The organism is Rothia koreensis, from assembly GCF_052232265.1.
In the GTDB taxonomy this organism is placed as follows: Bacteria; Actinomycetota; Actinomycetes; order Actinomycetales; family Micrococcaceae; genus Rothia; species Rothia koreensis.
On the sequence record NZ_CP197643.1, the window covers coordinates 1,591,088 to 1,605,294 of the forward strand.

Sequence of the window (14,207 nt, forward strand, 5' to 3'; positions counted from 1 at the left end):
AGGATCAGTGGTCGGTACGAAGAATTGATGTCAGTGATCGAGGAATTCGGTCGGTACCGCGGGCTCCCCCTCGGAGAGCCGTCGGATGGCCCGCGGGAGTTCCCGAGTCGACTCGTGGTGCCGTGCAACCGCCGAACGCAGTCCTTCGGGCCCCGTGGACCCCGGGAGGATGTCGCCGTCGATCACGAGCGGTTGCATCAGCTGCCGGAAGTCGGGCCCGCCCACCAGGTCCGGTGACAGAGCGACCGATTCCGCGATGGCGGTGCCGTCGCGGTCCAGCCGTCGAGCGGCGTGCTTGCGGCCGCCCGTCGAGCCCTTGCCCCGGGACCGTTTGGCCACGGAAACCAAACGGCCGTCCGCGTCCTCCCGGGCGACCATCTTGTAGACCATAGACGATGTGGGGGCTCCCGACCCGGTCACGAGGCGGGTGCCCACCCCGTAGGAGTCCACCGGCGCCGCGGCCAGGCCGGCGATCGCGTACTCGTCCAGGTCGGATGTGACGGTGATCTTCGTGTCCCGGTTGCCGAGGTCGTCGAGGAGCTGCCGCACGGCGACGGCCTGGGCCGCCAAGTCTCCCGAATCGAGCCGGACGGCGCCCAGCTCGGGCCCGGCGAGATCGACGGCGCGCCGGACGGCCTGCTCGACGTCGTACGTGTCGACCAGAAGGGTCGTGCCGCGCCCCAGGGAATCCAGTTGCGCGCGGAACGCGGATTCTTCGTCGTCGAAGAGGAGCGTGAACGCGTGTGCCGACGTGCCGATCGTCTCGACGGCGTAGCGACGGCCCGCTTCCAGATTGGAGGTTCCCGAGAATCCCGCGACGACGGAAGCCCGCGCAGCAGCGACCGCGGCCCGTTCGTGCGCCCGCCGTGAACCCATTTCCAGGCACGGGCGGCCGTTGGCGGCCCCGGTCATGCGCGAAGCCGCCGAGGCGACGGCGGAGTCGTAGTTCAGGATCGACAGCAGCAAGGTCTCCAGGACACAGGCCTCGGCGAAAGGAGCCTCGACCTGGAGAACCGGCGAATGGGGGAAGAAGGCCTCGCCTTCCGCGTAACCACGAATCGACCCGGAGAAACGGAAATTGGCCAGGTACTCGAGGGTCGGACCGTCCACCACGTGGTGGTCCTGGAGGAAACTCAGCTGGGCGTCGTCGAAGACGAAATTGTCCAGTTCCTCGAGGAAGCGTCCGGTCCCCGCGAGCACCCCGTACCGTCGACCGGCCGGCAGGCGACGCGTGAACGTCTCGAAGACGCAACGCCGTTCGTGCACGCCGGCGCGAATGGCGGCCTGCAGCATCGTGAGTTCGTAGTGGTCCGTCAGGAGCGCGGGGGAGTCTGATGTCACCCCCCAAGCCTACCCAGGGCTCCCGACGGAACCAATGGGGAAGGCGTGACCGCGGCGAAACGTCTAGGATTGAGCATTATGGTCAGTCAGTCTGCACAGAATCTGCCCGTGGCCAGTGAGTCCGCCCCGGGAACGTCCCCGGAGACCACGCCATCGGCGGATGTCGGCCTCTTGGACCGGCCCGCCGAAGACAACCCCTGGCGCGTGATCGTGTGGAACGATCCCGTCAACCTCATGAGTTACGTGACCTATGTCTTTCGTGCGCATTTTCATTACTCTCAGGACAAAGCGAGGACCCTCATGATGGCCGTCCACCAGGAGGGTCGCGCCACGGTGTTCACCGGCGGCCGGGAAGACGCGGAACGGCACACGAGTGCTATGCACGGGTACGGTCTGTGGGCGACATTCGAACGGGACGGAGGCTGAGACCATGGCCAAGGAATTCAGGAGCGGGCGCAAGGGCATCACCGGCGGCCTCGAAGGGCCGGAACGCGAGCTGCTCATCAAACTGTTCCAGGACGTCATCACGACCCTGGAGCCCGATACCCCGGAGGACGAGGACCCGCTGGCCTCCTTGGTGGGCATCTCCGAGGATTCGTCGGTCCCGGAGGACCCCGCCCTGGCCCGGTTGCTTCCGCAGGCCAGCGACGACGACGAGGAAGCCGCCGAATTCCGGCGGCTCACCGAGCGTTCCGTCAGGGAAGCAAAAATCGGTCACCTGAGGATGGCCGCGATGGACTGCGAGTCTCCCAAACTTCTTCTTGACCACGAGCACTCCATGGCCTTCGCCTCGGCGCTCAACGACGTCCGGTTGGTCCTGGCCACCCGGCTGGGCATCGAATCCGAGGAGGATGCACAACGCGTTGCCTCCTACACCGATTGGTCCCAGGCGCAGGACGTCGAATCCTATATGTCCCTGGTCTACCAATTCGTCTCCTGGTTGCAGGACTCACTCGTCGAAGCCATGCTTTCCGACCTCGAGTGATCGGGCATGACGGTGCAATCAGTCCTCCGATCAGCGGATATGCTGTGGTCGGACCGGAGTGAGTTTTCCCGCAATGCCGATCCGATGACCCCGTCGGGCCCCGGTCGAGACCAATAGCCGCTACCCTCGAAAGCACCATGAACAGCCACTTGACTGCCGACGATTCGCAGAAGCTCACCGCGTGGGGCAGTACCGCCCCTTCGGCCCCCACGCCGGGCGCGCCGATCGGCGTCTTCGATTCCGGGGTCGGTGGGCTCACGGTGGCCCGGGCGATCATGGATCAGTTGCCGCACGAGAAGGTCATCTACGTCGGCGACACCGCAAACGGTCCCTACGGACCCCTGCCGATCGCCCAGGTTCGCGCCAACGCCCTCAGAATCATGGACGATCTGGTGGATTCGGGCGTCAAAGCCCTGGTCATAGCCTGCAATACCGCCTCGGCAGCGGTGTTGCGCGACGCGAGGGAAAGATACACGAGGAAGTACGGCATCCCCGTCGTCGAGGTGATCCAGCCCGCGGTTCGTCGTGCGGTCGCCGCGACCCGCAACGGCAAGATCGGGGTCCTGGGGACTGCGGCCACCATTTCATCCAGAGCCTACGAGGACTCTTTCGCCGCGGCCCCACATCTGACGGTTCGGTCGGAGGCCTGCCCCGAATTCGTCGATTTCGTGGAACGCGGCGTCACGACGGGCCCGGAGCTGCTCGAGACCGTGGAAAGACACCTCGTCCCCGTTCAGGACGCCGGGGCGGACACCGTGATCCTCGGATGCACCCATTACCCCCTCCTGACCGGCGTGATCTCCTACGTCCTGGGCCACGGGGTGACCCTGGTGACCTCCTCGGAGGAGACGGCCAAGGACCTGTTCCGCGCCCTGACCAACGAAGGGTTGCTCCGAACCGACGGCGCAGCGCCGGAGCACGAGTTCGTGGCCACGGGAGACCCCGAGGCATTCCAGCAGATCGCCCAGCGGTTCTTGGGCCCCGCCGTGACGGGAGTCAGACACACGCGCAGCATCGCGGAATCCTTTCCGACGGCGTCCCTCGCCGTCGTGACACCCGAGCAGCAGATGCAGGCCAGCGTGACCCTGCCCGCCGAACAGCGCGTCCACTCGGCCGCTGACCCGAGCCCGTCACGGAGCAACCCCGATCCGCACGGAGACCCCGACACGCCGAGAGGAACCTCATGGAACTGAAAGTCATCGGGTGCACCGGCTCGTTCGCCGGGCCGCAGTCCCCGGCGTCCTGCTACCTGGTCTCATCCACTGATTCCGCGGGACGGACCTGGCGGGTCCTGCTCGACATGGGAAGCGGCTCGCTGGGGGAGATCCAGAAGCACATCGAGCTCACGGCGATCGACGCCGTGTTCGTGAGTCACCTGCACCCCGATCACTGTGTCGACCTTGCCGGACTGTACATTGCGGCCCGGTGGGACCCTCGTGGCTGGTCCACCGGACCCATCGACGTCTGGTGCCCCAAGGGAACGGACTCCTACCTGGCCCGGACGCACAGCATGCCTCCTGAAGCGACCCTCGGCGACCAGTTCACCTTCCACGAATGGGCGGACGAGGAAATCGTCGAGGTCGGCCCGCTGTCCGTCCAGCCCTTCCGAGTCGTGCACCCCATCGAGGACCCCTTCGCCCTGCGCGTGACCGAACACGGCGAGCGTGGCGACGTCGTCCTGACGTATTCGGGAGACTCGGATGCCTGCGAGGGACTGACCCGGGCCGCGGAAGGCTCCGACCTCTTTCTCTGCGAAGCCGCCTACATGGAAGGACGCGATGACGGACTCCGGGGCATCCACCTGACGGGGGCCAGAGCCGGACAGACGGCCCAGGAGGCCGGAACCCGGCGACTCCTCCTGACCCACTTGCCCATCTGGAACGACAAAGCCACGGTGCTCGCCGAGGCCCGTGATCACTTCGATGGTCCGGCCGACGTCGTCGCTCCGCTGGCCGAATACACACTCGGCCGGTCCTGACCCGCGGAGTGACTCAGCGGGCCTGTCACCGTGGGTCTTTCCCGCCGGGCGGCGGTATGGTGAAGACATGACTTCTCAGACCTCCCCGAACAGCGCCACGACGAGAGCCGACGGGCGAGCCGTCGACGAACTCCGGCCCATTTCCATTACCCGTGGCTGGTCCCGCAACGCGGAAGGCTCCGCGCTCATCGAGTTCGGCAATACCCGAGTCCTGTGCACCGCTTCGCTGACCGAGGGAGTGCCCCGCTGGCTCAAGGGCGAGGGCAAGGGATGGGTCACCGCCGAATACGCGATGCTTCCCCGGGCGACCAACACGCGCTCCGCCCGCGAATCCGTCAAGGGAAAAATCGGTGGACGCACCCACGAGATCTCACGCCTGATCGGACGGTCCCTGCGGGCCGTGATCGATACCGAGGCCCTCGGCGAGAACACGGTGGTTCTCGACTGCGACGTGCTCCAGGCCGACGGCGGAACGCGCACGGCCGCCATCACTGGGGCGTATGTTGCGCTCGCAGAGGCCGTCGCGTGGGCACAACGCGAGGGGATCGTGGATCGGAAGAAGAGCCCGTTGACCGATTCCGTGTCGGCCGTCTCGGTCGGGATCATCGACGGTACCCCCATGCTGGATCTTCCTTACGTCGAGGACGTCCGAGCCGAGACGGACATGAATGTGGTGGTCACCGGATCGGGTTCCTTCGTCGAGGTCCAGGGAACGGCCGAAGGTACCCCCTTCGACCGTGACGAGCTCAACCTCCTGCTGGACCTCGCGTTGGCGGGCACCTCGGAACTGGCCACGATCCAGCAACAAACCCTCGAGGAGTCGGCATGAGCCCCGAGGGACAGCCTGAACCGGTGCTCGTCCTGGCGAGCCACAATGCCGGGAAACTGGTCGAACTGCGTGAAATACTCCGCGGCCGAGTCCGCGGCCTGGACGTTGACACCCAGGTGGTGGACGCCGGCGCCGTCGGCGCGCCCGACGTCGTCGAGACGGGCGTGACGTTCGCGGAGAATTCTCTCCTCAAGGCGCGCGCGGTGGCAGCGGCCACGGGTCTCGTGGCCGTCGCCGATGACTCCGGCCTGTGCGTCGACGTCATGAACGGTGCACCGGGGATCTTCTCGGCACGCTGGTCGGGCCGGCACGGAGACGACGACGCCAACATCGAGTTGCTCCTTGCCCAATTGGGTGACATTCCCGAGGAACACAGGACGGCCCACTTCGAGTGCGCGGCGGGGCTGGCCGGTCCCGGCGGCGTCGAGGTCGTCGAATACGGGCGCATGCCCGGGCGACTCCTGAGGAGCGTCACCGGAACCAACGGTTTCGGCTACGACCCGATCTTTGCACCCGACGAACTGACGGGTGAGGACGCCGGCCTTTCGGCGGCCCAGATCTCCGCCGAACTGAAGAATGCGATCAGTCATCGGGCGAGGGCCTTCGCGGCGCTCGTCCCGCATATCGACGCTGCGCTCTCATCGGATCTCGCACAGAGGTAGTCATTCGTGTCCCGCATGTCCAGATTCGCCCAGATGCGATACTTCCCCCTCATCAAGGCCGTATTGGACCAGGCAGGTGCTCCCGTCGGGCCCGATGAATGGGACGTGCACTCGAACGGATCCGCGCACATCGTGGTCAACGCTGGCCACCGGCTCAGCGTGAGAGTGGCCAAGAACCTGACGGCCGGCGAGGCCATGGAGACCAGGACCCGATTGCTGCGGGCACTTCCCGACGACCTTCCATTCGCCGTTCCTCGCCCGCTGACCCGGGTGATCTCACGCGCCGGGTACACGGCCGTGGGCCTCAGCTGGATTCCCGGCGAAGCCAGGGACATCGGGCCGGCGCCGGCCCGTCAACTCGGACGAGCCCTGAGGGCCATCGGACGCATGGACCCGGTGCCCCTCGAACCCTATTTGGAGCCGGTCCACCACCACTGGGGCGGGGACGACTGGGAGAAGACGCTGAGAGAGCAGGTCGTGCCGCGGTTGCTCCCCGGCAATCGGCACGTGGCGGAGCGCCTGATCGAGGAAGTCCTGGAGATGGAACCGGTCACGCCGCGAATCATTCACTCGGACTTCTCCGGGCACAACATCCTCTGGAACAAGGACAAATTGACCGGCGTCATCGACTGGGACCATGCGGCTCTTGGGGACCCGTCCTGGGACATTGCCGCCGCGGCGAACTGGTACGGCTGGGATGTGCTGACGAAATGCGTCGGCAAGGAGTGGGCGGAACGGGCACGAACCGTCTACCACCTCATGCCCCTCCAATCCGTCGGCTACGCCATCGTGAACGGGGGCGGGGGAGCGATTACGCGTCAGTCCCTGGAGAGAGCCGATGCGTGGTTCGAGGAGCACCGGGGCGAGCTCCCCGCGTGACCCTGCGGCGTCGGACCGGGCGCTCACGATCTCAGGGTCGCGGCAAAAGGTCATCCCAGGTACGCACGGCGGATGTCCACCGCTCGACGCCGGCATCCACGGCACGCGGCACGACCGAACCGAGACTGGGGGAACCTGCCTGGCCCAGGGAACGCAGGCCGTGCCCTCGGTCCACCGAACGAGCGGCCTCCCTGAGCACCCGCGTGAGGCACCCCGCGACGGTTCCTGATTCGACGGGCGCCTCAGCCTCCATCGCGGACCGGACGGCGTGGACCAGGACCGAAACACATTCGGTTCGGCTGGGGTCTTCCGCCGAAGGGTTCCGAGCCAGACTCTTCACGGCGGCCGTGGTCTCCGGAGCCTCGGCGAACAGGGCGCCGAAGCCTCGGTCGGAGCTCCCCGTCGCCGCATATTGCTGCCGGAGCCCGCGCGGGGCCGGGGCACGTTCGGCGTCGTCGTCGGGCAGGACAGCGGCAACGTCGGCCAGGGCTCGTCCGATTCTCGACGTCGGCGCGGTGGTCTGTGCGGCGTCCTCGGATGAATCAGCGGCGGACGAAGCGAGACACGTCCTCACGAGAAAGACCCAGGCAACCCCGCAGGCAAGGGCCTCGGGCGACCCGTGGGTCAGGCTCGTGACATTGGCGACCAACTGTCCCAGGTGCGGAGTCGAATCCTGCGGGTACAGCGCCAATGGAGTGAGCCGGGGAATGAACGCCGGCGAGACGGCATCCGGAAAATCGTGACGTGCGGGATATTGCATGTCAGCCCGCCCCAGGGCCTGTGCCGTCGTCGGGTCGAGATGGGCCAATTCCACATCGCACCCCCAAAGGTCCTGACCGGCCGTCGTCTCCCAATCAGCCCGGGGCGGGAGGGGAGCCGATGGCTCCACCGTGAGTCCAATGACACGTGCCCATCGAAAGTTCTGCAGCCAGATCGACGCCGTTTCGTCGGCGGACTGGCCCCTGCATGCCCACTCGACGATGTCGCTCATGCCCTCCACGGTCGCGATCGTGCCCACCGCCAGGGCGGGGCCGGTACCGGTCGCGGCTTCCAGTACTCGGTGGACCATGACCCGGTACTCGGTGCTGGCGGGCGACGGCAGGGCCGGAAGGCTGGTTGTTTCGGGCATGGGGATTATTCTAGTCGGCGCCTGCGGGCCGTCCCTCGGGCTGTCTTAACTTGTCGGTCGGGCGGGATAGGTTGAGCGTATGAGAATCCTTCATACCTCGGACCTTCACCTGGGCAGGTCCTTCCACGGTCGCTCTCTGTTCCGGGAACAAGAGGCGTGGGCGCGCGAACTGGTCGCCGTGTGCGAGGCGCAGGAGGTCGGCGCCGTCATCATGGCGGGGGACATCTACGACCAGGCCTCACCCAGGACCGATGTCATCGACCAGTTCTCGCGGCTTCTGACCCGCCTTCGGGATCTCGACGTCGAGGTCGTGCTGACCAGCGGAAACCACGATTCCGCGGCTCGTCTGGGTTTTGCGTCGAACCTTCTCGAGACTGCCGGCGTTCACTTCAGGACGCGTATTGAGGACATCGATCGCCCCGTGCGCCTGGCCGACGGCACGCTGGTTTACGGGATCCCCTATCTGGATCCGCGCTCGTCAGCGGCCGTTCTGGGAACCGGCCCGACGCATCACGAGGTGCTGTCCGCCGCCGTCGAGCGGGCACGCGACGACAGGCTGCGTCAGCCACACCACACCGCCGTGATCGTGGCCCACTGTTTCGCGAGCGGGGCGGAGGGCACGGATTCCGAACGGATCCTCGATACCGGCAACCTCGGCGTCGTCTCCGCGGACATCTTCGATGGGTTCGACTACGCCGCGCTGGGTCACCTGCACGGGAGACAGGCCATACGGGACACGGTCCGGTACAGCGGTTCCCCCTTGCCGTTCTCCTTCTCGGAGGCCAACCACCGGAAGGGATATTGGCTGCTGGATACCTCGGCGGAGACATTGCAGATCGAGGCGGGAGAATGGACCAAGGCGGTCGACTTGGCGTGCATCTCCGGGGAGCTCGAAGATCTCTTGTCCTCGGAGGATGTCGCCTGGGCCGAAAACTGCCTGTGCCAGGTCACCCTGACCGACCGACGCCGGCCGGCCCACCCGATGGAGCGATTGCGCGACCGATTTCCCGAAACCCTCGAACTCAAGTTCTCGGGCCTCGAGGCGACCGAACGGGACACGTACGCCTCACGAATGGCCAGAGCCCAGTCTCCGGTGGAAGCGTGCGCGGCCTTCTACGAACAGGTCAGGGGCCGAGAACTCGATACGAGGGAACACGAAGAAATCACCTCGGCGGTTGCCGAAGCGGAAAGGCTTCGGGCCGCAGGTGACATGGACTCACCGAGCGGGGAAGAGGGGCACGCATGAGGCTGCATCACTTGGAACTGTGCGCGTTCGGACCGTTCCCGTCGAAGGAACGCGTCGACTTCGACGCCTTGAACGAGGCCGGGCTCTTCCTGCTCAGCGGCCCGACCGGGGCCGGCAAGTCGACCGTCTTCGACGCCATATGCTTTGCCCTCTACGGCTCGACCACGCGCCCGGAGAACACGAAGAGCCTCTACTCCGATTTCGCGAAGCCCGGGACCGAACCGTACGTGGACCTCGAGCTGACCGTGGGAGGCCACCGCTACCGAATCCGTCGAACCCCCGAATGGGCCCGCCCCTCCACCAGGGCCAAGAGCGGCTGGGTCACGGAACATCCCCAGGTAGCTCTGTATCGCTGCCTCGCGGAGGACGCCGTCGCAGCCTCCGAGACGGACTGGGAAGTCCTGTCGGTACGCAACGACGAGGCCGGCAGGATCGTCGCGGAAGCATTCGGCCTGACCAGGGAGCAGTTTGCGCAGGTCATGATGCTTCCCCAGGGGCAATTCGCCCGCTTCCTCTCGGCATCATCGGATGAGCGCGAGAAACTCCTGAGACGCCTCTTCCCCGTGGACCTCTACGCCGATGTCCGGGATGTCCTGAAGCAACGCTCCGATGCCGCAGCTCAGCGATTCCGCGACTTGTCGGCCGAAGTCCGGCGGGGCCATGAGGAGGTTGCGGCGCTGCTCGAACGCCTCTCGTTGGCCGAAGGGTCCCAACCCGACCAGGCCGATGGCACGGTGTTCGTCGACATGCAATCCGCGGTGGATCGCCTGGAGCGTGCCCGGTCACAGGCCGCGACGGCCCGTGAGCACGCGGCCGAGCAATCCAGCACAGCCGGTCGACACGCTGATGCTGTGGAAAGAGGAATCGGGGAATGGCGGGAACACGATCGGCTCGTGGCGCGCAGAACCGCCGTGCAGGACGCCGAACAACGGACTGCCAGGGACAAGCACACGGCCGAACGCGCCGCCGCAGCGACTCCGGTCCATGAAGCGCTGGAGCGGCTTCGACAGACACGGCAGCAAGTGGCCGACAAGAAGAAGCAGCTCGCGGACCTTCTGGCTCGTGCTCGCACGCTGACCGAGGAGCCGGTTGCAGCGGTGGCGGAATCGGAATCAGAGCGCGACGTCGAGCGTGCCTACTGGTCGTCGGCCGATCAGGCCGAGGGCGAAGAATACGACGCGCTGCTCGAGCGGCGTCGTGAAACCGTGGGGGAACTGCTGCGCAGGATCCGGGACGCCGAGGAACTCGAGACGGCATTGCTGGAGCCGGTTCGAAGGAAAACCGACGCCGAAACGCAACTTCTTCGCGTGGTCGAACGAGAGAAAGAGCTCGGGCGGACACGCGAGAGAATGGTTCGCGAGCGCGACGAACTCTCCGAGGCGATCTCCGACCTGCCGGAAGCTGCCGCGGCCGAGGCAGAGACCTCCCGGGTGCTCGAGCTGACACGCCGTGCGCAGGGAACCCGAGAGGACCTGGGGAAGGCAACGCAGGAGGCCGAGCGGGCGGAATCACGCCGCAAGGAGGCTTCCGGCCACTACGACGACCTGATGAGCAGGAGATTCCGGCAGGCCGTCATAGTTCTTGCCGACGATCTCGAAGCCGAGCAACCGTGCCCCGTGTGCGGGTCCACCGAGCACCCCGACCCCGCCCGTGCCGAAACACCGGGTCGTGACCACATGGTCTCTGAGGAGGACCTCGAACGATCCGCCCGAGAGAGGGACAGAAGCGACGCGCTCGCGAAGGAAACGTTCGCTCGGTGTGCCGAACTCAGACGCGCGCTCGAGGAGCTGGAGTCCCAAGGTGCGCGACCTCGTCTCTCTGAGGCCGAAGACGCCGCGCGCGAGGCTCGAGAACGGCACCGAAAAGTTCACGATCAGAAACAACGGTGTACGGACATCGAAGGCCGCCTGGACGGCTTGTGGCAGGAAATTCGCGACGCCGAATCACGGTCCCAAGAACTCAGAGTGGAGATCAGTGGGCTCGACTCCACGATCCAGGAGCTTCGGGACCGGCGGGCCAACCTCTCGTTCGCCCTCGACGATGTGCCGGGCCGAGAAGAGCTGGGCAGGATCACGGCGCGAATCGACAAACTTCGTGAGCACCGTTCCGCGGCCGACCGCCTGCGAGGCCACGTGCAGGGTCTGAGAGAAAACGAGCGTGCCGCGGAAGCGGACCTCAACCGAGAGGTGGCCGAGAGCGTCTTCGACGATGCAGTCGAGGCAGAACGGCACTGGCTTCCCCCGCAAGAGCTCGCGGCAATGCGCGAGAGGCTGCGGGTTTTCGAGGAGGAGCGGGCTCGCATCGACGAGGCCTGGAAAGCCGCGTGGCACGAGGCCATGCTGGAACGCATCGATGCAGGAGAATCCAGGCCGGATCCCGAGGATGCGGAACGGACCCGGAGGGCCGCCGAGGAAGCCAGAAAGATCTATGAGGAGGAGTTGGCCAGGGAAACAACGTTCCGTGAGGGCCTGTCCACGGTGGAACGGATCCGGTCCGGCGACCGGAATCTGCAAGCGGAGGTCCACCAGGCCTCGGATACCGCGCAGATGCTCAAGGACTTGGCGGATGTGGCCTCGGGCCTCGGTGGGGAAAATCTGCAGAGGATGTCCTTGACCACTTTCGTGCTCGCCGCGCAGCTCGAAGACATCGCCGAGGCCGCGACCGTCAGGCTGAAGAACATGACCAATGGCCGGTACAGCCTGAGACATTCCGACGCCACGGCGGGAAGGAACAAGAAGTCGGGCCTGGGGTTGGAGATATTCGACTCCTGGACCTCCGAAACCCGGTCGACGTCGTCGTTGTCCGGGGGAGAGACGTTCATGGCGTCATTGTGCCTGGCCCTGGGCCTGGCGGACGTGGTCCAAGCCCGTGCCGGAGGCATTGAAGTCGATACACTCTTTGTCGACGAAGGTTTTGGATCCCTCGACGAGGACACTCTCGAGGACGTCATGGACGCCATCGACGGCTTGCGCGAGAATGGCCGGGTCATTGGTCTCGTCAGCCACGTCGCCGACATGAAAACCAGAATCCCTGAGCACGTGAGAATCACCAGGTCCCCGAGCGGGTCCTCATTGGAGTCGAAGTCAACATGAGTATGCCGCCAGTGACCGGGCCGCAGCCCCAGCTTCCCGAGCGTGACGAGCGCCGGTCTGCGAACGATCGCTTCAGCGACGACGGCCAGGAGAGCGGCAACAAGCGGCCCACCGAGAGCACCATGGACCGGTTGCGGATCCTCACCGGGCTGGCCGGGCTGGGATACTTGGCGATTTCGGTCATTGCACGATTGCCGGTAGCCATGCTTCCGCTCGGAACCCTCATCATGATCGTTTCGTGGACGGACGAGATCCTGCTCGGGGGATTCGCTGCGGGCGCCATGGCGCTGAGCATGGCGGTCATCGTGCCCATCTACGGTGCCATAGCCGAGAAAATCGGCCAGCGGCTCGTCCTCATGTTCTGCGTTCTTTCGAACATCGCGGCCATATTGTGGCTCATCAGCGAATCCGTGGAGCTGCAGAAGCCGTCGGGCGGAAGCGTGACCGGTTTGCTCTCGGCGTGCATCGTGACTGGAGCAACCTCGGCTCCCGTGGCGGCCCTGGCGCGGATCCGTTGGGCCGACGAATCACACCGCCTCGCCGACCGGTCGCTCCTGAGCTCTTCCCTGGCGTTCGAGTCGGTGGCCGACGTCGTCGCGATCGCGCTGGGAGCCGCGGTGACGGGCGTGGCCTCCCTGCTCTGGCACGCGCACTCGACCCTGCTGCTGGTCGGTGCCATCAACCTCGTTTCGGTGTCGGCCTTCGCCCTGACCAGGCTGAGGCACAGTGCGGCACCGCTGCCCAAGCCCGAACCGCCGAGCCCGGAAAAACAGCGGGACAACGCGGCGCGGCGCAAACTGATGTGGTTTCCCGTGGTCGGAATGGGAACGCTCGGCCTGCTTCTGGGCTCGATGCAGTCGTCCCTCGTGAGCCTGAGCCAGAATTTTGATTCGGTCGAAGGCGTGGGGCTGCTCTACGCGGTGCTCGGTCTCAGCTCCCTGGTCGCGGCGATCACGGCGAATCTTCTGCAGGTCCGGACCTCGACGTGGGGTGCTTGGCTGTTCTGGGCCTGCGCTCTGACGCTGGTGTCCCTGCCCGCTTCGATGCCAGGATCCATCCCGACCATGGCCCTGGCGCTCGTCTTCTTGGGATTCGTGGTGGGCATTGCCCTCATTGTGACCGACTCCGTCGCGACCGCGGTCACGCCCAACGGCACCCTCGACGTCGTCATGGCCTCGACTTTCGCCGCGCTCCTCAGCGGGACCGCCCTCGGGCTGGTCTGGGGTGCCGTCCTCGGGGATTCCCAGGGATACAACACCGCGCTGTTGTTGCCGGTGCTCAGCGCGACTGCATACCTCATCCTGGGTCATACGTACGGCTACCTCTGGCGCCGATACTTCGAGTCCAGCATTCTCGGCGGCAAGCACAGTGCTCAGCCCTGATGCCGCCGCCGAGATGCCGGACGCGTGATCACTCTCCGCGGTCGATCCACTCCTGCCGATGCGGGGCCTCCGCCCCGATCGTGGTCGAATCGCCGTGACCCGTCAGCACCACGGTGTCCTTCGGCAACACGAGCAACCGATCGGTGATCGACGCGATGATGGTCGGAAAATCGCTGTACGACCGACCGGTGGCCCCGGGGCCGCCCTGGAACAGGGTATCGCCCGAGAACACAACGGGAGACGCCCCGTTCCATTCGAGGTCTTGCGAATAAAAGCAGACCGACCCCGGTGAATGCCCCGGAGTATGAATCACGGTGAGCGTGGCGTCCCCCACAGGGATCTGGAACCCATCGGTCAGCCTGTGGAATGACGGAGCAGGTTCGCTATGAGTCAACTTCCACAGCGGTTGTTCGTCAGGGTGCAGGAAAATCGGGGCGCCGAAGCGGCCTGCCGCCTCCACCGCGAGGCCCGCGTGGTCGTCGTGCGCGTGAGTCAGGAGAATCTTCTCCACGGTCCGCGATCCCACGGCGTCGGCCACCGCGTCGAGATCGTGTGCCGGATCGATGACGACACAACCCTGGTCGTCCCCGACGACCCAGACGTTGTTGTCCACATCCCACGTACCGCCGTCGAGACTGAACGTCCCGCTCGTCTCGCGATGTTCGATGGTGCTCTGTGCCATGG

The 14,207-nt window shown here is 65.9% G+C and carries 13 protein-coding genes; 10 read left to right on the forward strand and 3 right to left on the reverse strand.

Going from position 1 to position 14,207, the window contains the following annotated elements:
* Positions 1 to 30: 30 nt before the first annotated feature.
* A complete protein-coding gene (locus ACTSLZ_RS07010) occupies positions 31 to 1,293 on the reverse strand; it encodes a nicotinate phosphoribosyltransferase (RefSeq protein ID WP_443096109.1) in 1,263 nt (420 codons plus the stop codon).
* Between the two features lie 126 nt (positions 1,294 to 1,419).
* Between ACTSLZ_RS07010 and clpS the strand changes: the two genes are divergently transcribed.
* From clpS to ACTSLZ_RS07045, 7 genes are all read left to right on the forward strand, one after another.
* Positions 1,420 to 1,767: an ATP-dependent Clp protease adapter ClpS gene (clpS, locus tag ACTSLZ_RS07015; protein ID WP_129314178.1), complete on the forward strand. Its 348-nt coding sequence runs from the start codon at positions 1,420 to 1,422 to the stop codon at positions 1,765 to 1,767.
* Between the two features lie 4 nt (positions 1,768 to 1,771).
* Complete coding sequence (locus ACTSLZ_RS07020) at positions 1,772 to 2,326, forward strand: DUF2017 domain-containing protein (protein WP_443094561.1); 555 nt, start codon at positions 1,772 to 1,774, stop codon at positions 2,324 to 2,326.
* Positions 2,327 to 2,463: 137 nt separating this feature from the next.
* A complete protein-coding gene (murI, locus tag ACTSLZ_RS07025; protein WP_443094562.1) occupies positions 2,464 to 3,519 on the forward strand; it encodes a glutamate racemase in 1,056 nt (351 codons plus the stop codon).
* Positions 3,510 to 4,304, forward strand: coding sequence for an MBL fold metallo-hydrolase (locus ACTSLZ_RS07030; RefSeq protein ID WP_129314181.1), 795 nt, complete (start codon positions 3,510 to 3,512; stop codon positions 4,302 to 4,304). The genes murI and ACTSLZ_RS07030 overlap by 10 nt, the downstream gene beginning before the upstream one ends.
* 67 nt (positions 4,305 to 4,371) lie before the next feature.
* Positions 4,372 to 5,133 (forward strand): ribonuclease PH, encoded by a 762-nt coding sequence (rph, locus tag ACTSLZ_RS07035; protein WP_129314182.1) that lies wholly within the window; start codon positions 4,372 to 4,374, stop codon positions 5,131 to 5,133.
* Entirely contained in the window at positions 5,130 to 5,795 is a 666-nt protein-coding gene (locus tag ACTSLZ_RS07040) for a non-canonical purine NTP pyrophosphatase (protein WP_129314183.1), read from the forward strand. The genes rph and ACTSLZ_RS07040 overlap by 4 nt, the downstream gene beginning before the upstream one ends.
* 15 nt (positions 5,796 to 5,810) lie before the next feature.
* Entirely contained in the window at positions 5,811 to 6,674 is an 864-nt protein-coding gene (locus ACTSLZ_RS07045) for a phosphotransferase family protein (RefSeq protein WP_443096110.1), read from the forward strand.
* Positions 6,675 to 6,705: 31 nt separating this feature from the next.
* Here ACTSLZ_RS07045 and ACTSLZ_RS07050 read toward each other — a convergent pair whose 3' ends face one another.
* Complete coding sequence (locus tag ACTSLZ_RS07050; RefSeq protein ID WP_443094563.1) at positions 6,706 to 7,803, reverse strand: ADP-ribosylglycohydrolase family protein; 1,098 nt, start codon at positions 7,801 to 7,803, stop codon at positions 6,706 to 6,708.
* A 79-nt stretch (positions 7,804 to 7,882) separates the two neighbouring features.
* Here ACTSLZ_RS07050 and ACTSLZ_RS07055 point away from each other — a divergent pair, with 79 nt between their 5' ends.
* From ACTSLZ_RS07055 to ACTSLZ_RS07065, 3 genes are read left to right on the forward strand one after another with little or no spacing between them, the layout of a single operon-like run.
* Positions 7,883 to 9,049 carry an exonuclease SbcCD subunit D gene (locus ACTSLZ_RS07055; RefSeq protein ID WP_443094564.1) on the forward strand — a complete coding sequence of 389 codons (1,167 nt, stop codon included), beginning with the start codon at positions 7,883 to 7,885 and terminating at the stop codon, positions 9,047 to 9,049.
* Complete coding sequence (locus ACTSLZ_RS07060; RefSeq protein ID WP_443094565.1) at positions 9,046 to 12,141, forward strand: AAA family ATPase; 3,096 nt, start codon at positions 9,046 to 9,048, stop codon at positions 12,139 to 12,141. The genes ACTSLZ_RS07055 and ACTSLZ_RS07060 overlap by 4 nt, the downstream gene beginning before the upstream one ends.
* Complete coding sequence (locus ACTSLZ_RS07065) at positions 12,138 to 13,523, forward strand: MFS transporter (protein WP_129314188.1); 1,386 nt, start codon at positions 12,138 to 12,140, stop codon at positions 13,521 to 13,523. The genes ACTSLZ_RS07060 and ACTSLZ_RS07065 overlap by 4 nt, the downstream gene beginning before the upstream one ends.
* Before the next feature lie 28 nt (positions 13,524 to 13,551).
* Here the strand turns inward: ACTSLZ_RS07065 and ACTSLZ_RS07070 are convergent, their stop codons facing one another.
* On the reverse strand, positions 13,552 to 14,205 hold the full coding sequence (locus tag ACTSLZ_RS07070; protein ID WP_178979694.1) for an MBL fold metallo-hydrolase: 654 nt from the start codon (positions 14,203 to 14,205) through the stop codon (positions 13,552 to 13,554).
* Positions 14,206 to 14,207: the final 2 nt, after the last annotated feature.

Excerpts from the sequence above, each read along its gene's own strand:
- ACTSLZ_RS07040 (WP_129314183.1), top strand. The coding sequence starts at position 5,130 with ATGAGCCCCGAGGGACAGCCTGAACCGGTGCTCGTCCTGGCGAGCCAC.
- ACTSLZ_RS07045 (WP_443096110.1), top strand. The coding sequence starts at position 5,811 with ATGTCCAGATTCGCCCAGATGCGATACTTCCCCCTCATCAAGGCCGTA.
- ACTSLZ_RS07050 (WP_443094563.1), bottom strand. The coding sequence starts at position 7,803 with ATGCCCGAAACAACCAGCCTTCCGGCCCTGCCGTCGCCCGCCAGCACC.
- ACTSLZ_RS07070 (WP_178979694.1), bottom strand. The coding sequence starts at position 14,205 with ATGGCACAGAGCACCATCGAACATCGCGAGACGAGCGGGACGTTCAGT.
- ACTSLZ_RS07020 (WP_443094561.1), top strand. The coding sequence starts at position 1,772 with ATGGCCAAGGAATTCAGGAGCGGGCGCAAGGGCATCACCGGCGGCCTC.
- ACTSLZ_RS07010 (WP_443096109.1), bottom strand. The coding sequence starts at position 1,293 with ATGCTGCAGGCCGCCATTCGCGCCGGCGTGCACGAACGGCGTTGCGTC.
- clpS (WP_129314178.1), top strand. The coding sequence starts at position 1,420 with ATGGTCAGTCAGTCTGCACAGAATCTGCCCGTGGCCAGTGAGTCCGCC.
- rph (WP_129314182.1), top strand. The coding sequence starts at position 4,372 with ATGACTTCTCAGACCTCCCCGAACAGCGCCACGACGAGAGCCGACGGG.
- ACTSLZ_RS07055 (WP_443094564.1), top strand. The coding sequence starts at position 7,883 with ATGAGAATCCTTCATACCTCGGACCTTCACCTGGGCAGGTCCTTCCAC.
- ACTSLZ_RS07065 (WP_129314188.1), top strand. The coding sequence starts at position 12,138 with ATGAGTATGCCGCCAGTGACCGGGCCGCAGCCCCAGCTTCCCGAGCGT.
- ACTSLZ_RS07060 (WP_443094565.1), top strand. The coding sequence starts at position 9,046 with ATGAGGCTGCATCACTTGGAACTGTGCGCGTTCGGACCGTTCCCGTCG.
- ACTSLZ_RS07030 (WP_129314181.1), top strand. The coding sequence starts at position 3,510 with ATGGAACTGAAAGTCATCGGGTGCACCGGCTCGTTCGCCGGGCCGCAG.
- murI (WP_443094562.1), top strand. The coding sequence starts at position 2,464 with ATGAACAGCCACTTGACTGCCGACGATTCGCAGAAGCTCACCGCGTGG.